The organism is Bacillus proteolyticus (assembly GCF_001884065.1).
In the GTDB taxonomy this organism is placed as follows: domain Bacteria; phylum Bacillota; class Bacilli; order Bacillales; family Bacillaceae_G; genus Bacillus_A; species Bacillus_A proteolyticus.
In genome coordinates, this window is sequence record NZ_MACH01000093.1 from 227,337 (window position 1) to 244,760 (window position 17,424).

13 protein-coding genes and 3 pseudogenes are annotated in these 17,424 nt (G+C 35.0%); 4 read left to right on the forward strand and 12 right to left on the reverse strand.

What is annotated here, in order from left to right:
• Window positions 1-25: 25 nt before the first annotated feature.
• On the reverse strand, window positions 26-1,012 hold the full coding sequence (locus BAQ49_RS17900; protein WP_071746480.1) for a ParM/StbA family protein: 987 nt from the start codon (window positions 1,010-1,012) through the stop codon (window positions 26-28).
• A gap of 112 nt (window positions 1,013-1,124) precedes the next feature.
• Between BAQ49_RS17900 and BAQ49_RS17905 the strand changes: the two genes are divergently transcribed.
• Both BAQ49_RS17905 and BAQ49_RS34310 read left to right on the forward strand, forming a co-directional pair.
• A complete protein-coding gene (locus tag BAQ49_RS17905; protein ID WP_071746481.1) occupies window positions 1,125-1,490 on the forward strand; it encodes a YxeA family protein in 366 nt (121 codons plus the stop codon).
• 72 nt (window positions 1,491-1,562) lie between these two features.
• Window positions 1,563-1,760: pseudogene (locus BAQ49_RS34310) on the forward strand (PCYCGC motif-containing (lipo)protein); the annotation flags it as partial.
• A 271-nt stretch (window positions 1,761-2,031) separates the two neighbouring features.
• On the opposite strand, the gene BAQ49_RS17915 reads toward BAQ49_RS34310, so the two are convergent.
• The 8 genes from BAQ49_RS17915 to BAQ49_RS17950 form a co-directional block, all read right to left on the reverse strand.
• Window positions 2,032-3,456, reverse strand: coding sequence for a glycosyltransferase family protein (locus BAQ49_RS17915; RefSeq protein ID WP_071746495.1), 1,425 nt, complete (start codon window positions 3,454-3,456; stop codon window positions 2,032-2,034).
• A gap of 46 nt (window positions 3,457-3,502) precedes the next feature.
• Window positions 3,503-4,408, reverse strand: coding sequence for an FTR1 family iron permease (locus BAQ49_RS17920; protein WP_071746483.1), 906 nt, complete (start codon window positions 4,406-4,408; stop codon window positions 3,503-3,505).
• Between the two features lie 18 nt (window positions 4,409-4,426).
• A complete protein-coding gene (locus BAQ49_RS17925; RefSeq protein ID WP_071746484.1) occupies window positions 4,427-5,188 on the reverse strand; it encodes a hypothetical protein in 762 nt (253 codons plus the stop codon).
• Window positions 5,189-5,240: 52 nt separating this feature from the next.
• Window positions 5,241-5,987: a glycosyltransferase family 2 protein gene (locus BAQ49_RS17930; RefSeq protein ID WP_071746485.1), complete on the reverse strand. Its 747-nt coding sequence runs from the start codon at window positions 5,985-5,987 to the stop codon at window positions 5,241-5,243.
• Complete coding sequence (locus BAQ49_RS17935; protein WP_071746486.1) at window positions 5,984-7,459, reverse strand: alkaline phosphatase family protein; 1,476 nt, start codon at window positions 7,457-7,459, stop codon at window positions 5,984-5,986. The genes BAQ49_RS17930 and BAQ49_RS17935 overlap by 4 nt, the downstream gene beginning before the upstream one ends.
• Window positions 7,447-8,376, reverse strand: coding sequence for a lysylphosphatidylglycerol synthase transmembrane domain-containing protein (locus BAQ49_RS17940; RefSeq protein WP_071746487.1), 930 nt, complete (start codon window positions 8,374-8,376; stop codon window positions 7,447-7,449). Before BAQ49_RS17940 ends, BAQ49_RS17935 begins: the two co-directional genes overlap by 13 nt.
• On the reverse strand, window positions 8,342-9,289 hold the full coding sequence (locus tag BAQ49_RS17945) for an SDR family NAD(P)-dependent oxidoreductase (protein ID WP_071746488.1): 948 nt from the start codon (window positions 9,287-9,289) through the stop codon (window positions 8,342-8,344). Before BAQ49_RS17945 ends, BAQ49_RS17940 begins: the two co-directional genes overlap by 35 nt.
• An 88-nt stretch (window positions 9,290-9,377) precedes the next feature.
• Window positions 9,378-10,550 (reverse strand): hypothetical protein, encoded by a 1,173-nt coding sequence (locus BAQ49_RS17950; RefSeq protein WP_071746489.1) that lies wholly within the window; start codon window positions 10,548-10,550, stop codon window positions 9,378-9,380.
• Between the two features lie 646 nt (window positions 10,551-11,196).
• On the opposite strand from BAQ49_RS17950, the pseudogene BAQ49_RS34315 reads away from it, so the two are divergent.
• Window positions 11,197-11,361, forward strand: a pseudogene (locus tag BAQ49_RS34315) (YxeA family protein); the annotation flags it as partial.
• A gap of 172 nt (window positions 11,362-11,533) precedes the next feature.
• Window positions 11,534-11,709: pseudogene (locus BAQ49_RS17955) on the forward strand (amidohydrolase family protein); the annotation flags it as partial.
• A gap of 411 nt (window positions 11,710-12,120) precedes the next feature.
• Here the strand turns inward: BAQ49_RS17955 and BAQ49_RS17960 are convergent.
• The 3 genes from BAQ49_RS17960 to BAQ49_RS17970 form a co-directional block, all read right to left on the reverse strand.
• Entirely contained in the window at window positions 12,121-15,033 is a 2,913-nt protein-coding gene (locus BAQ49_RS17960) for a SpaA isopeptide-forming pilin-related protein (RefSeq protein ID WP_071746490.1), read from the reverse strand.
• A gap of 1,011 nt (window positions 15,034-16,044) precedes the next feature.
• Entirely contained in the window at window positions 16,045-16,188 is a 144-nt protein-coding gene (locus tag BAQ49_RS33020) for a hypothetical protein (protein WP_165616054.1), read from the reverse strand.
• A gap of 172 nt (window positions 16,189-16,360) precedes the next feature.
• Window positions 16,361-17,424 (reverse strand): acyltransferase family protein (locus BAQ49_RS17970; RefSeq protein WP_131802723.1); only part of this gene is annotated, 1,064 nt, incomplete at its 5' end.

Genomic DNA, 17,424 nt, shown 5'->3' on the forward strand with positions numbered 1-17,424 from the left:
TCAACGAACTCCATTTCGGTCGTTATTATAATTTGGATTCATATGCAGATTGATTGGTGATGTCGTCAAATACTTGACTTCCAATAATATAGTATCCATGAAGTGCAGCCTCTTTCGAAGTGTCTACCATACGGAAAGAAGAAATTTCCCCTTGTATTTTTTCAATTCGTTTTTTGTGGATATCTACTATTCCTCCTGTCCAAATAATAGTGTCATACTGGTCTAACTTAAATTGTTCTTGTAATACACGCATAACGTCTTGGAAGTGTGCGTCCAACTCTTTTTGAATCAAAGTATCAACCTGACTTGTCTGAGGATTTTCTTCTCGACCTCCATATCCTTTTTCTAAGATTTTTGGCATGTCGTTAATATGCAAGTGATTACTTTCACCCGCATGATTCTGCAGGATATTCTTAATATTTTTCAAAGGCTTGCTACATCCTAGTTCTGTCTCATAATGATTTAAAATGATATTCTGTTTCATATCTGTCATTTCTAATGTACAAAATCCACCATCAATAATTAAGATACGATCTCGTTCCTGAATGATTCCCTCTTTTAAGAAATAGGCATGTAAAGCGACCGGTTGCTGAAGAATCAAAGCATTTTCCACCGTAATATTAATAAATTCCCCATCAATTTGCACGGAAGTTTCTTTTTTTAGTGCACGTTGTAATTGCTCATGCTGACTACCAAAACAAGTAACGGGAAGCCCGGTAACAATTAAAGGTAACACGACATTTTCTTTATAATCCTTTGCAATGCAACCAAATATTTGTTGTTTAAACCGTTCGCTTTCATAATAATTTTCTATTTCTTCGTCAAATGGAGGAAGAAATGAAGCGTCAGATTGATGTGCTTCATTTCCCATGTAGTATGCAAAGTCTAAGTCTATAAAACTTACCTTTGTTAAATCTTCACTTTCAGCATGATTAGGTACAGGGGCCAGTGTGGAAGCTTCACTCTTAATCGTCACCTCAGAATCTACACCCTGTCGAATACTCAAGGTAATCTTTTTTCACACGGTTAAACTTTATTAAGAAAACCTTAAGAAATTCCCCTCTATATTCATAAGAATTTTTTTCTATACTAAATCATGTAAATGAACAAAAGGAGAAATACTCATGAAGAAATTTGTAATTTGCATAATAGGAATAAGCCTTCCTATATACTTACTACCTTTCATATTACGCGGGGATTTGGATAGATTTAATCCGATTGCTGAAGAAAAAAATGTATACGCCATTGCGAAAGGATATGGTGTTCCAAATTACCATCATAAAGGAAGAGCTATGTACTCACTAAAAGGTGTTGATGAATTAAGGAATGAGAAAGAATATACAGTAGGAACGAACACTCCTAATGATTTTATAAGAAAAGCTTACTTAAAAATTCATGTGAAAGGAAAGTATGTCTATTCTTACGATGCTATCTCTGAAAAGGACGTACCGGAGGGAATAAGAAAACAATTGGGAATAGAAGATAAATAAAAGTTCCTTAGTATGTTCCTACCAAACTCTAAAACATAACACATAAAGGTATTTCTACAGAGAGGCGACCCTATGATACCAAAGATCATACCTGTAGTTTTGTTAGTAAACCTATTAATTAGTTGTAGCTCCATTAATGATTCATCACCTGCTAAGAATAACGAAACACAAAATCAATTACAAGAAACAAAAAATAAAGGTGAACATTTCAAAGATGATACGCTAGAAACAACATCTAATGTTAATACTCCTAACATATTTTTGATATCACGAATATGTTAGGAGTATTTCGTATCAGGGCTCCTCCATCTCCATCAAGCTAAGATTTTGAAGTATCCCCAAAACGAAAATTTTGTATCTCTACAGTTATTTATTTAAATTCGGATGGCTTTTTCATTTTTGAGAAGAACGTTTTTTTACTTGATGGCAATGCTGCTGGCCCTCTAGCCAGTACAATATGTCAATAATGTTTCCTGTTTCTGTTGATGAATATGAAAATACTACCCACACACTTAATGAAAGTATAACAATATTTATTACCTTACTTTACAACAGAATCCTTTTTCCATTTGTATAAAACTATTTTATGATAAACAGGATCAAATAATGGATTCGAATAAAAGACGGCTTCCTTTTCAACTTGTCCTTCTATATTAATCCCTTGTTTTTGAAACCCTTCAATAAGATGATTGGTAACGTATATATTATCATTTTTATGATATTTTTTATCTTGTAAAAAATATGAATATGTGTAAAACCGTTTATGTTCATATGGCACTTGTAAATATTCCATAACCCTCGTCTCTTCCCAAGTGTATACAATAAACGGCTCTTGTTTCCCCTCCAAATATGACGCGAGTTGATATGTTGCTGGTACCTCCACTTGTTGTTCTTTCATGAGCGGTATACTCACCAGAAGTTGACTAGTTGCAAACAAAAGCAATATAATGCCACGGTTGTTTTTTAACCATGAAATAGCAAGTACGCATAGTAACATCGCTACAATCGGATAAGAGTGACGAGGTTTATCAATGTTTTGTCCAAATAAATTCCAAAGAAAATAGAAAATCCCCAGAGCAATCAAAACCTTTGGGTAGAAACGTATGTTTTTCCATTGTAAAACAAACAGAAACAAAAAGAACAAAAAGAAACCTACTAAATAATAAGAGTGGATACCTATTCCTGCAAAGATGATGTTTTCAGAAAGTAAACGATAGAGGCGTGAAATAAGTGGTTCACTCGTATCTGTAACTGCTCCACCCCATTCGGTAAAATGGCCTTCTACAAATCCAAAAGAAATTTCCCACAACCCCGTGACGCCACCAATGTTCCAAATAAGAGCACTAATCCAAACTAGTTGCGAAAGGACAGCTGTACAAAATAAGATTATAAATCGCCATTTTTCTTCATGCCATTGTTGCCATAATAATAAAATAAGTACAATTCCAAACGGTGCATATGATAACCGTATACCCATTAATAGCGCAAAGAAAAGAATTGGCCAGAATTGAGCTTGAAAACACTTTGTACGAAAGGCACGTTCTATACTCCATATATACCACCATACGATTGCTAACGCTGCACCTTCTGACATAGGCTGCGTTACTAAAAGAGAGAAATACCCGCTCGTTTGTAAGACAGCTACAACAATAAGAGCGCTCGTTTTACTTACATAATAACGTGCAATCCAATACATCGGAAAAGCTGCGCCGAGTGCCATGATGGCATTAAAAATCCCTAACGATTGCACAGGATTTTCTATAAAAACATGCGTTATCATCCCCCCTAAAATAAAAAAAGGATACCCCGGGAAATGTGGCTGCATCGCCAATATGTCATATTGCTTTAATGCAAGTGTAAAATCGACTTCGTCCCAAGTTGCTGCAAACGGACTTGTATAGAAAAAACGAATACAAATCACACTAATAATAAGGATAACTGCCCATATACGTAGTACTTGTTTCATCTCATTTCCTTTCTTCAAAAAAAGTACAAGGAAAACACCTTGTACTTTAACTAACTGACTTATTTTCTTCAATTCTTTCTTTCTTTTTTTTAACAGGTTTTTTAAAGATAATTAACATATACAACACAACAAAATATCCGATATACACAAGTACTTCTTCAATAGATGGCATCGAAGAATATCCTAAAAATGCTTTTAAGAAAATGCCGATATCACCAGAAAGAAGTGGTGCAGTACCATGATCGCGAAGATAATGATCATAATCAATAGGATGCTCTGGTAGTAACCATGTAATATCATATACGTGCGGCATTACACTGCCAAGTATCTTTAAATCTTGAAGCATAGAAACGCCTTGGACAAGAAGTCCTGCTGCAATTAATACGATAAATGCACCTGTTACTTTAAAGAATACTTTGAGTGAAATACGCATCGTTCCTTTAAAGAATAAGAAGCTAACAACCGCTGCAACGAGTAGACCAGATATAGCTCCCCAGCCTTTCATCGCTTCCCCGATGTTTCCTCCTGTAATCGCTGCAAAGAAAAAAACTGTTTCTACACCTTCTCGAAGTACAACAAGAAAAGAATGCACGACCATTCCAATTATATTTCCAGCCGTAATATACTGATTCATTTTATTTTCCATATTGGCTGTCATATTCTTACTATGTTCTGCCATCCAAAATACCATTTGTGTAAGTAAAATGGCTGAAACGAAAATAATGGATATTTTTAAATACATTTCGCTACCCATAGCAGCAAAACCAGTAAATACAACTTGAAAGACTAGGGCGACAATATAACTTGCTACAACCGCAAGCCCTGCTCCTAGCCAAACATATTTCACATACTGCTTACTATCTGTGCGCTTTAAGTACGTTGTAATAATCCCAACGATAAGCAACGCTTCTAATACTTCACGAAATGTAATGAGAAATGCCTGAAGTTGCATTACTCTTCCCCCTCATCCCTACTTGCGTTTTCTTACAGCGTATACAATGACCCCAACAAGTATAAGTACAATAACTACGATTGGAGCCCAGTTTTTCAGGCTGCTTAAATCTGTCCACTCTGTTTTTTCCGTTTTATCAGAAACTGCTTTATCTTCTTGACTATTTGCACTAAAGTGTCCAACTTTAAAGTCTTTAATTTTAAACTCTTTTTGTAACTCTGTTAAAATAACCTCTTTGCTTTTCTTGAAAGCCTCTTGATTTGCTTCTTTTTGACCTACTCCAAATAAGCCTGGATTTCCTAATGATTCTAACGCTTTATTAAATTCATCCTTTAGCTTGTTATCCATCTCTTTATTGTGCTCACCAACAACTGGTGATAACGCTTCATATGTAGCAAATGCTTTAGCTAATAACCGTTTGCTTGTATCATAGTCTTTAAAATTTTCGTCTACATTTGTTAAACGGCGATTAATATTAAGCGCAAGAATTTTTTGCATATCAGCAATAATATCTTCTTTATTTTGTTTATCAAAGTCCTTCACCATTGCTTTAGAAGGTTCTTTCCCCATATGCTGATCAATTTCTTCTTGCACATTTTCATATGCTTTTTTTGCTTCTTTAAAGTTTGCCGGATTTTCATCTAACTTGGTAACCATCTGCTTGTATGCTTCAGCTACTTTTTCTTCGTTCGGATTTCCATACGAATAAGCAAATGCACTTGTTTGCACAGAGAATAGTAAGAAAATACCAAAAAATAATGATGTAATGATTCTTTTCATGAACGTTCCTCCCAAGGTTACTGATTATTATTGTCAAGATAAGAACCGCTCGCTACGAGCACCTCTTATCTTCTGTTAATACATGTGCAGCATAGTCAATTGTAACTTTCTCTACTGGACGCTTCATTTCTTTCCAGATTGCCGGAAGCACACGCGTCATATACTTACGAAAAGATATGAAAGAATCGCCTGTTTCTCTTACTTTATACGTAATCGGTACTTCTTGTACTCGAAAGCCTTTTCGTACTAAATTCAAAGTAATAACTTGGGCATAGTTATAATCATGAATAATTTCCCCATGCTCCATCGCCTGTCTAGAAAAAGCACGCATACCTGATTGTCCATCGCGAATCCACTTTCGTAATAACAAACATTGCAGCGTCGTAAAACAATAATTTCCAAGACGTCGATGTAATCTCATTCCTTGAATGGTTCCCCGAAAACGAGAACCCATCGTATAATCTGCTTCTCCAGTAAAGATAGGTTCAAGTACATTCGGAATTTCATTAGCTGGGTACTCATCATCAGCATCAATCATTACACTAATGTCAGCCCCTAGACGATAGCTTTCCTGCAAACCTGCTCGAACGGCTGCACCAAGTCCTCCGTTTTTTGCAAATGAAACGATGTGATCAGCCCCGGCTTTTTTTGCAACACCTACCGTTCTATCAGTTGATCCATCATCGATAATAAGCACTTCTACCTTTACACTTGGATGAAAATGGCGCGGTACCTTTTGAATAACCTGTGCGATAGAATCCTCTTCATTTAATGCAGGTATAAAAACAATTACTTTCATTCTTTTTCCTGCTCCTTTAGCGCTTCTACTAAGACAGGACCACGACTATGAGATGGATACGGCGCTCCTAATAAATAAGCAATTGTAGGGGCCATAGAAACAAGACTCTTCTTTTCTTCTACTTTTATACCTTGAGCGATATGAGGGCCGCACATAAAGAATGGTACAAACCGTTCTCCTTCGTCTAAATGACCATGACCACCAATCCCATCCGCTTGTCCATGATCTGCACAAATGATAAATGTCGTATTTTCTGCTTTTCCTGTTTTCTCCAAATGCTCAATAAATTGCTTCACATGCTGATCTGCTTCATGAATTTTTTGTAAATATTCATCATATAGTACGCCGCGGCTATGACCTGTTTGATCTGTAGAAATAAGCTGGACGATAAATAGATCTGGATCTTGTTCATCCATAATCTTTCTTGCTTTCTCCATAATTTTTGAGTCAACCACATCATTCTTCATCACAGCAGTAAATGTTTCCACATCATCGCCAAACGCGTCGACAAGATGGGCAACCGCCAACATCTTCCCTGTTTTATCCACTTTACGAAGAGAATCAAAAATACTCTCTACGTTCACTCCATGCTTCCAAACCATATTCGATTTAATCCCATGCTCAAAAGAATATGTTCCTGTAAACATAGAGGAGAAACATACAACTGTACGAGCTGGATATACAGTTTCCATATTTAAAAACTCTGTCCCTTGTTTTCGAAGGGAATCTAAGTACGGTGTATGTGCTGCCTCAAAACGATCTTTTCGCATACCATCTATCACAATCACAACTACTTTTTCATTTAATGCCTCTTTATTTTCAGGCATGTTTTCTGTATAGCTAGCAATTGCCTTTGGCTGCCAATCAAATAAATTACGGTGTAAAATAAGCGTATATATAAGAAGAGCACCATAAAATATACACAGCACTTTCCAATCTACACCGTTAAATGTACCGCCTTCTTGAAAGAAATCGTAATAGTAATACCAAAGCGAAAGTAATAGTAAAAACTTTGGCATCTGTTCTTGTGCATTCCCACTTGTAGAATCACTATTTTTTAAAACTAGCTTCCAAAACCGTGTGAAGTTCAACCATGATGTACCAATTCGTAAGTGATAATATAAAGTTCCCCAAAATAAAATTGTAAAGAAGAAATATAATCCTAATGCAAAAAAGAATAATGGTAAATGGACCATCTTAAATACAATTAAATATGCAATAAACGGAAACCATAAATAATTTCTTAAAAACAATGGGAAATCAAACAAATAATATAAAACAAGTAAAGGTACAATGAGGACAAAACTACTAAAAAATGCTGAAATAAAACCAGTTTGTCCAAACTGAGATATAGAAAACAATAAAAATGTACCGAATACAAAAATAGGTGTAAACGGTTTTCCTTCATTCAATAAGTTCCAGCAACGGGCTGCAACTTTTTCAAACTTTGATGCTTTTTTTACTTCTTCCACCGGATGTTTTCCCCCTTCTGACTGACTAGTGAACGCAACTCCATTGGGTATAAGACGAGCAGGATTGCACCCACACCGTAAGAAAATATAAATTTAAAACCGTGACTCATTAATGACCATTCATATGCTGCTACTTCCCCTATTCCAAGCGCTCTTAGCGCAAACGTCATTACCGTTTCATATGTCCCAAGACCGCCTGGTGTTAATTGAAATACTTGTCCTGCTATGGTCATACTATTTACCCAAACCGCCTGTATGAATGTAAGAGAACTCGCAATTTCATAAATTACAAAAGCTTCGCAAATCCAGCTCATTACAATTAGTAAGATAATGATAACGCCTTGTATTGTAAACAAAACAGCCTTTAATTGCTTCCACTGCCCCTCTACAAATTGCGGTGCTTTCTTATACAAAAGAAACAACGTCCCACTTCCGATACATATGCAACTCAAGATAACGGGAACATTCAATAAAATATTCCCCCAAAGTATAAACATCCCTACTATTCCAAATACACCAAGAACAAGTAAATCTAATATACGAAGAATAACAACTGATTGTGTCGCTTCTCCTAACGTCACTTTCTTTTCTTTTGTAATGATCGCAATGCGAACAGCATCCCCTACTTTCAATGGAGAAACATGATTAATAAATAAACTATAAAACAATCCATACAAAGCCTCTTTCATTGTAATATGATGATGAAGATACAATTTCCAAGCGTATGCACGAAAGAAAAATGCAACACCATACATTACAATAAGAAACATTAAGGTATAAGGATGTTTCCATAACTCATATAGTTGTCCCCACAAAGAAGACATTTCAAATGACTGCCACGATATAACAAAAAAAACACATAACAAGAAAATACCACAAAGATTAAACAGTATCCGGATATTTTTTCGCCCAAGCAATAGTTCGTTCCAACCCTTCTGCAAATGATACACGAGGTTCATATCCCAGCTGATTTTTCGCCTTCGAAATATCAGCCCACGTCGATGTTACATCCCCTTGACGATGCGCTTCTCTATTTACGCGCATAAGTGGGAAGTGTTTCTCTAACTGCGCAAGCAATTCAGTCATTAAAATTGGTGCATTCGAACCTAGATTGTAGACATCACTTCTATTCGACTCTAATGCAAGAGTAATCCCTTCTGTAATATCATCAATGTATGTGTAATCTCTTCCTGTTCCCTTTCCATATACAACAATTTCTTCACCACGTAATAATTTTCGAATAAAGCTTGCTATCGCCATATCAGGACGCCCCCACGGACCATATACAGTAAAGAATCGTAAAATATTCATTTGAAATCCATACATATATTGATAAGCATGACAAAGTGACTCCATCCCGTATTTCGATGCTGCATAAGGAGATAAGACACGGCCATTTGCCATTTCTTCCTTCAAAGGCATTCCTGTTTGCTCTCCATACACGGAAGAAGAGGATGCTACAATAACTTTCTTTACATTTTCTTCTCCTGCACATGTTAATACGTTACTTGTCCCTTTTATATTAATATCAATATAAGCGCCTGGCATTTCAAGCGATGGTCTCACACCTGGAAATCCAGCTAAATGAATAACTGCATCAACCTTCTCTTGCTGCATGACAGCTTTCACACCTTCTTTATGCAAAATATCGCACTCGTAAAACGGAACCTTTCCATATCGCTGTACTTGTTCAAGTTGAAACTGTTTTCTTGATTTTGCATAGTAAGAGTGGAAATTATCAAGTAACACCACTTGCTTTCCCTGTGCTAACAGTTTCAAAGCAAGGTGACTTCCAATAAAGCCTGCTCCACCAGTAATTAATACTTTCATTCATTTCACTACTCTCTATCACATCATGTAAAAGAAGAAACCTTGTCAAAACAAGGTTTCTTCAAAAAAACAATATCGTATCCGCAGACTATTTCGCTACTTCAACAGCTTTATTTAGCGCAGACTCAAGCTGTGGTAACAATTTATCAGCATCTTCTTTCTTTTTAGCTTTTACTGCCTCTAAATAAGACTGTGCTGTTTTTGTTAACTCTGCTGTTTCCTGCTCACCAAGCACTGTTTTTAAATCATTTTCGATGATATTAATGAACAATGCACCTTCTAACGCTGTAATAGGACCTTTGTCTTTTCCGAAGTTTTCTTGACTTTCTTTATATTCACCTAATGCAACTTTTGCGAAACCACGTACAAATGCTTGATTTACAGCTTTTGCATCCACTGTTTTCACATCCGTTTTCAGGTCAAACTGCTTTAAGATAAAGTCCGCATCTTCAGGAGCTGCTTTTTTCATATACGAGTAGATAGATTGATAAAATGCCCATCCCTCTGCTTGTTCAATTTTTGCTGTCTTCTCATCAGTTTTTGCTGCTTCTACCATTTTTGTAGCATAGCCATGTGGAACTCCACCTGTCGCTAAGTAGAATGTTTTCATTATCGTTTTATCTACAACTTGCTTACCAAGTGCAAATGCAAGTTTGTCGTCTTTATCAATAGCAGCTTGCATTTCATCAAAACCGCCTTTAATTTGAGAAGCCATCTGTGTACCGTACGCTGTATCGCGTTTTCCAACTGTGCCCTCTACACCTTTATAGAAAGCTAGCGCTTCATCCATTTCTTTCTTCACATCATCTTTTTTGCCCCATTTTTCATCTACTTCTTTGAAATCATGACGCATTGATTGGAAGAATTCTTTTTGCATTAATTTATCAAATAGCTGCTTTACAACCATTGGTTCCATTTCTTTCTTTTTACCTGCTTCTAATGCAGCCGTAATTGTTTGATCAATTTGTTCGCTAAATTCACCATCTCGCTTTTGAACAAGAGGTTGTAATTTTTCTTTATATAACTTTGTTACTTTATCAAAGTCAACCTCTTTGCCCTCTTTCGCTTTTTCAAGTTCAGCTACTCCATCCTTATAAGCTTGTACAAAATCCACTTCTTGTTGTTTTGTTTCTTCTTTTTTCACTGTCTGTTCTGTCTTTTTATTTTGTGCTTCCGATGCTTTTGTTTCCTCTTTTGCACAACCCGTAAAAAGAAGAGATGTTACCGCTGCTGCAGATAATACTTTCAACTTGAATGTCATGAATTGTTTCCCCCTGCTACCCCTAAGTGATAGTGATTTTCATTATTGTCAGGTTGATTATAAAAGCGCTTACCAAATATGTCAACATAAATGTTACATAAGTTGTCACATTTACATGTGGTAATTTCGACCAATTTAAGAACACCTTAATAAAAAGACATCTGATCCTTTTTCAAAAGCTACGAAAATATAGTTTTTTTTGTTTAGATTTCGTACAAAATTTTGAACTATCCTAACTATTCAGGTTGTGATAGTTTTTAGTCATGGAACCAAAAATACTGAAACATATTATCTTCGATAGACATAATTATTGGAACAAATTAAAATCAAATATGGTATAAGAAGACTTCCCATCACACTGGAGTAAGGTTCTTTCAAAAGACATACTTCAGGTGAAACGAATTATATTCAATCTAAACTTTAAAAAGGGATCATAAAAGGACACCATCGGTTTATTGGCCATTATATTCGTCGACCTGCTATTATTTTAAACCAGATTGAGAATATAATAGATAGCCTATTTCTTATATATATGGTAAGATAGATCGCCTTGAAAAGGTAAAAACGCTATGCTAGGAGAAGTAAAGTCACATTTAACTAGAACAAAACAGGTAACAGACGCACTATCAAAACTCGTAAAAATTAAAGGAATGAGAAAGAATATACAGTAGGAACTAGCACTCCTAATGATTTTATAAGAAAAACTCACTTAAAAATTCATGTAAAAGGCAAGTATGTCTATTCTTATGATGTTATTTCTGAAAATGACATACCGGAGGGAATAAGAAAACAGGTGGAAAATAGCATATAAACAAAAGAGCCTACTCATGTGAGTTGGCTCTTTGTTTCCAGTTTTGACTCTCCCACCTACCGTTGGGCTACCGCTCTTCACACGCTTGAGGAGGGAGAATTCTTTCGATAAATTTATTAAATTAATTATCATTGTTGTAATAGCCATTGTTCAATTACTTTAACTGTTTCATCTTACCAAGAATCCCGCACAATTACTGAAGCTTTCAAGTAAAGGTTGTATCCAAACCGGAAAGGATGCTGACATCGTATTGTTAGAAAAAGAACGTTGGACGTTCACAGCGTCATTGCAACAGGCAAGTTTATGGTAGAAAATAAAGTTCCGATAGTGAAGGGAACTTTTGAATAGAAAAGATAAGAAGCTTCTAGTAATTGTTGGGGTCACGTCACATCGCTATCAAGTTAAAAAATACATTCTTCCCCAAAACGATAAAAATGAACTTCGGTACTATAAAAAACACAAAATTTCCATTTAGGGGGTACTTTAAAAGCTTAGCTTGATGGTAATGTCGCGGTACTCCTTAATGGAGTATTATCTTTATTTTGAACATTTAATAAAATTTTCCATGTTGTCCAGTTCTTGTTTTAATAACCTTGATAAAAATAATAGTTGTGGGAATGGCTCTAAAACCAAATCTTTATTAAAATCCTCTTTAATTTTAGCTAATTTTTTGGTTTCAATTTTCATTCTGGATCAAAAATAAATGTAAAAAGATAAGCACATCCTGTTAAAAAACAGATGTGCTTATCTTTTTAATATCTATGCATTTTTACGTTTTAAGAAAATCACTCCACCAACAATTAACAGTAATGCGCCTGTAGCTATAGAGATCCAACTTGTAAGGTTAGTACCTGTTTGCGGTAACCATCCAATTTTAGATTGAATTTCTTTCTTAGGTTGTGATTGTTCTTTTACTTGCCCTTTAGGTTGCTCTGATGTTGGAGTATTTTTATCTGGATTCGGCTGTTCTGATTTAGGTTGTTCCGGTTTTGCCTCTTTAAATTTCACTGTTTGACCTACATCGTTAATGTCAGCGTGAGTTGCAATTACTTGACCTTCATGTAATAGGTCTTCAAACACGACTACTTCTCTTCCTTGCTGTTCAGCACCAACGAAAGTAAAATCTAATGTTACAAAACCATTCTTTTCTTTTGCAATAAACTTAGTCTCAGCTGTTACTTCTTTACCATCAATTAATAATGGTTCGTTAATAGCTTTGTTCATTAATTTACCTTTCACAGTGTACTCTTTATCAACAACTAAGTTAGTATACTCTACTTTGTCTTGGATAGTGATAGACTCGTTTGCATGAATCTCTTTTCCACCATCAGCTTTGTTTGTAGCTGTTGTTTTTACTGATGGCTTAACGAACTTAACTGTTTGACCTTTATCATTGATATCAGCATGTGTAGTAACAACTTTTCCGTCTTTCAGTAACTCTTCGAATACTACTACTTCTTTTTCTTCTAAACCAGTTGCATCAAATGTGAAGTCTAATGTAATAGAACCATTTGCTTCTTTTGGTGTAAACTTAGTTTCAGCTGTTACCTCTTTTCCATTTACAACTAATGCTTTATTAGTTTCTTTATCCATTAATTTACCTTTTAAAGTGTACTCTTTACCTACTTGTAGGTCTTTGTATTTCACTTTATCTTGGATTGTTACAGACTTAGAAGTGTGCATTTCTTTTGTACCATCTGTTTTATCCGTAGCTGTTGTTTTTATTGAAGGAATCTTTTCATCTTTAACAATATGTTTAATGATTTGACCATTCTCTTTGATTTCAAAAGAAAACGTCTCTTCATTTAAGATATAACCTTTTGGTGCAACAGTTTCTTTATATGTGTATTTTCCAAATGGTAACTTTTCAAATTTAGCGATACCTTTATCGTCTGTTTTTCCTTTCACTACTTCTTTCCCTGCTTCATTATAAATAGTGAATTCTGCATTTGGAAGCTTGTTGTTTCCATCAGCTACATCTACCTTTGTAATTTCTAAATCACCTTTGATAAGATGATTAACTGCCAATAACTCAATAATTTTTCCATGTCCCTTTATTTCGAACACAATTGGTTCTTTAACAAGAACATAACCGTTTGGAGAAGTCTTTTCTACAAATGAATACTTACCATACGCTAAATCTTTGACGTTAATCTCGCCATTTTTATCTGTCTTATATTCGCCAATTACTTTCCCACTTGCATCTGTTAACTCAAATATTGCACCTTCTAATTTTTTGCTGATATCTTCATTATCTACTTTTAGTAATTTTACACTACCTTTTACTTCGGTATTTTCCACTGTAAAAGTAAGTGTTTTATTGTGTTCTTTAATTTCAAAAGGATACTTTGTTTTATTTCCAATATATCCATTAGGTGTTTTTGTCTCTAAGAAATAATACTTACCATACGTAAGACCCTCAACGTTTGCAATTCCATTTTCCTTTGTTACTACTTTTTTCACTTCTTTTCCATCTTCTGTGAAGACTGTGAATTCAACATTTGGTAAAACCTTTCCTGAATCACTAAGTTTCTTAATTTCGATGTTACCTTTTACTTTGTTATTTACTACTTGGACAGCTCCTATTTCTCCTGTCTTAACTTCAATAGTTTGTGGTTTATCACCTGAAACATAACCTGTTGGTGCTTTAATTTCTTTTACTGTGTAAGTTCCAATTGGTAAGTTGTTTAGTTCTGCCATACCATCAGCACCAGTTGTAATTTTTCCAATTGATTCATTATTTGCATTAAAAACTTCAAATACTGCGCCAGCTAAAACTTCCCCATTTTCTCCAACCTTTTTAATTTTTAAAGAACCGGCTGCTTCCCAATTTACTGCAAGGTCACTGCTAAGCTTTTCTTCATTTCTCTCTAATAGTACTGTAGCATTCTGAACAGTATCAGTGCCGCGGTAAGCTATTGCTTGAACTTTAGTTAAATTAGCAGCAACACTTAGATTAAATTCACCTGTTTTTGTGTTCTTAGGAATTTGGATACGGAATTTTTCCCCAACTGAAAGCTGATCTTTCACTTCACCATTTTCACTAACAATTTTAACTCCATTAGGGGCATTTTTCGCTACTACTTTATAAGAACCACTCTTAGCATTTGTTTGTACTGTGTATAGGTTTGTTTCAAAGAACTCACCCTTTAATTCTGCTTTTTGTTTTTCAGCTGGAATAACATTCATATAAATATCTTGTGTATCTTCACTATTATTAGCAGCATTTATAATAGTTTTAGCTGCCTTCTCAACATTTTTATTTGCATGCTTTAACTCATTTACATCAAGTTGACCTAAAGCATTCCAAATAGCTAGTTGCGTTGCATAATGAGCCTCATTTGTATTTGCAACCCCTAATTGCTCTACACTCTTTTGCGGGAAACCATTTAACAATACCCGATATACCATATTATCGGTTTTCCCCATTTCAGGTAGATCTTCTCCACTAGGCGATTTTAATCCTAGAGTTAAGCAATATGCAATCTGACCACTTGAATTTTTAATCATTTCCGTTCTAATATACTTTCCTAGTTGATTACTATAACTCCAGTCCATCGAATACTTTTCATGAGTCATAACTTCTGCGCTAGCCCTTGGTAAAAACACATTAAGGAATAATGCCAGTACTGATAATAATGTAAAAACTCTTAAAATAGCTCTTTTCCCCAATCTTGAAACCTCCCTAAAATAAATTAACCTGAGCATTCATCGAAATATTTAAATCATTCACGATTAACCCGATTATCATTATAAAACATAAAATTACAAATATTAAACATTTTTGTCAAAATCGTCAAAAAAATTACACATTTTAATATTTTTCAAGCTTTTTAGCGCATTAACTATTTACAAATTCCCAAAAAAGGCCTTAATTAACAAGACTAATATGTATGTTAAGTATGTAAATACCCAGTTCTTTTTGCTCAAGTTATTAACCTTTTATCCAATACATAAGTTCCTATCTAATTCGATTTTTTTGAATACGTTATGCAGTTTTCTAGGGACGATTTTTTGGTCCTTTCGTTTGTTACCACCTTCAAGTCCTGCAACATCATAAGCTTTGCTATGTATCTTTAACAATCACCCAAATACGCATGGACAATTATCCAAAAATATACAAATAAATATAATATCGAGAACAATAGGATTAAGATAAGGAGTGACTGTCTTTGTATCGTCAAACATTTGAAGATTGTGTATGGGATTGCATTATGAAAGGTGGACATAGGTTTGAATGTGAAGATATATGTCGTATGAATCCATCTAGTGCCAATTTTTAAGGGTGCAACCTTCACTCAATACCAACAACATCTGCACCTATGGCATCTTGTGGTAAACCTTTGGCTTACGGGGACAACTCCTACTCACAGCCAACAGTTTATTCTTCCATTTTCTCAATAGATCCAGAGTGCTACGCCCAGTGCATAAGGAATGGTCATAGTCCCTTGTTCTGTCAAAATGCTTGCAGAGAGAATCCATGGTAAAAATATTTTAATTCAATAAATAAGTAAAAAAACTATCTTATCTAAGATGGTTTTTTATTTTCACACACAAGATTGTTACGAATTTAGGGCCTATTTTTTACAAATAAAAAAGATGACTCATTTCTGAGCCATCTTGAATAAATAATTCGCTATATTCTTAACTGTTTCCGCAGAATGTTCGTTTACAACAATAACTTTAATTCCCCAAAATTCCTTCATTCCGATTTTCCTCTACCTTTGTTCCTATATCTAATGTAGCCGAAATATCTAAAATCGATAATTTATCTTCTTCATGTTCTGTGAGACTATTAATAATCTCACAGAACATGACCGTAGACATGTATAGCGACAGACACTTTTAATCCACTGAATTTCAAAGCCTTCATCATACCTCTCAAGTATATTAAAAGGCATCGAAACCATTCATTATACATCGAAAAAAACGGAGTCTTCAACCAACCTTCGCTTTTTCGATGTATAATGAATTACAGAAATTTATAAAACATATCTAATTATTGATTCACCGCTTTGACTACAAGTGCTGCGTATGCTTCAGCACCTAATTTGGTTAAATGCACACCATCAGGTGCAAAGTAGTCTCTCTTTCCAGCACTTGCTGTATACCAATCGACTAGGGTTACATTCGGATATTTAGGTGTTGTCACTTTCAATCTCTCATTCACGATTGATTCCCACGGACGTGGTACCCTCGTATTAATAAATATCGCTTTACGCTCATTTCCAATTAATTCTATTAATGATACAAGTTGCTCCGTAGTAAAGGCTCCATTTGTACCTAATCCAATAATGACATAGTTTCCTAAATTCCCTTCATTCTTTAACTGTTCAACTACAGGAATCGCTTTTGACAGCTGGCGACCAATTTGTGCATCAATCCCAATATCAGGAAAAGCAGTTTTTAAATATGGAGCAATATCAATCATAACGGAATCGCCTATCGCTGTAACGTTGGAAGAACTTTTAGGTTGCACAGAATTTACTTCTTTTGATTCTTCTTGATTTTTGGGCGTCTCTTGAGCTGGATTTTCCCGAACTGCAACTGTATGTTTTGCTGGTTGTGTTTGTACTGCTTCCACCTTATCTAGTTGAGGATTCTCCTTAGCCTTACTAACTTTTGATAACACAAAAACGGCTATCGACGAAACGAATACTGCACAAATTAAAGCTAACTTAACACCTAAAGCGACATTTTGAAGCTTTAAATTCTTAAACTGAATATTTCGGAGCGCACCTTGTCGGATTGGTTTTTCAATATACTTCCATGAAATTTGCGCAATCATTATAATTAGAAGAAATTGAAGAATTGCTCTTATTAGTGAAAAATCTCCAGCATTTACTTTTGGAGTCGTCAATGTAAGAATTGGATAATGCCAAAGATATATGCCATACGACCTTATTCCTATCCAGCGTAAAGGTCTAAATCGTAAAAATTGAGCGATACGGCTCGCTGGATGAGCAAGATTTGCCACTAACAATGCTGTTACAATTGATAAGAGAACCATTCCTCCATTGTATAGAAACGGATCATATTGATTCGTCTTCCAAAACATAAGCA

Coding starts and splice junctions, on each gene's coding strand:
- BAQ49_RS17930 (WP_071746485.1), bottom strand. CDS start 5,987: ATGAAAGTAATTGTTTTTATACCTGCATTAAATGAAGAGGATTCTATC.
- BAQ49_RS17945 (WP_071746488.1), bottom strand. CDS start 9,289: ATGAAAGTATTAATTACTGGTGGAGCAGGCTTTATTGGAAGTCACCTT.
- BAQ49_RS33020 (WP_165616054.1), bottom strand. CDS start 16,188: ATGTCTACGGTCATGTTCTGTGAGATTATTAATAGTCTCACAGAACAT.
- BAQ49_RS17905 (WP_071746481.1), top strand. CDS start 1,125: ATGAAGAAATTTGTAATTTGCATAATAGGAATAAGCCTTCCTATATAC.
- BAQ49_RS17915 (WP_071746495.1), bottom strand. CDS start 3,456: ATGAAACAAGTACTACGTATATGGGCAGTTATCCTTATTATTAGTGTG.
- BAQ49_RS17925 (WP_071746484.1), bottom strand. CDS start 5,188: ATGAAAAGAATCATTACATCATTATTTTTTGGTATTTTCTTACTATTC.
- BAQ49_RS17920 (WP_071746483.1), bottom strand. CDS start 4,408: ATGCAACTTCAGGCATTTCTCATTACATTTCGTGAAGTATTAGAAGCG.
- BAQ49_RS17950 (WP_071746489.1), bottom strand. CDS start 10,550: ATGACATTCAAGTTGAAAGTATTATCTGCAGCAGCGGTAACATCTCTT.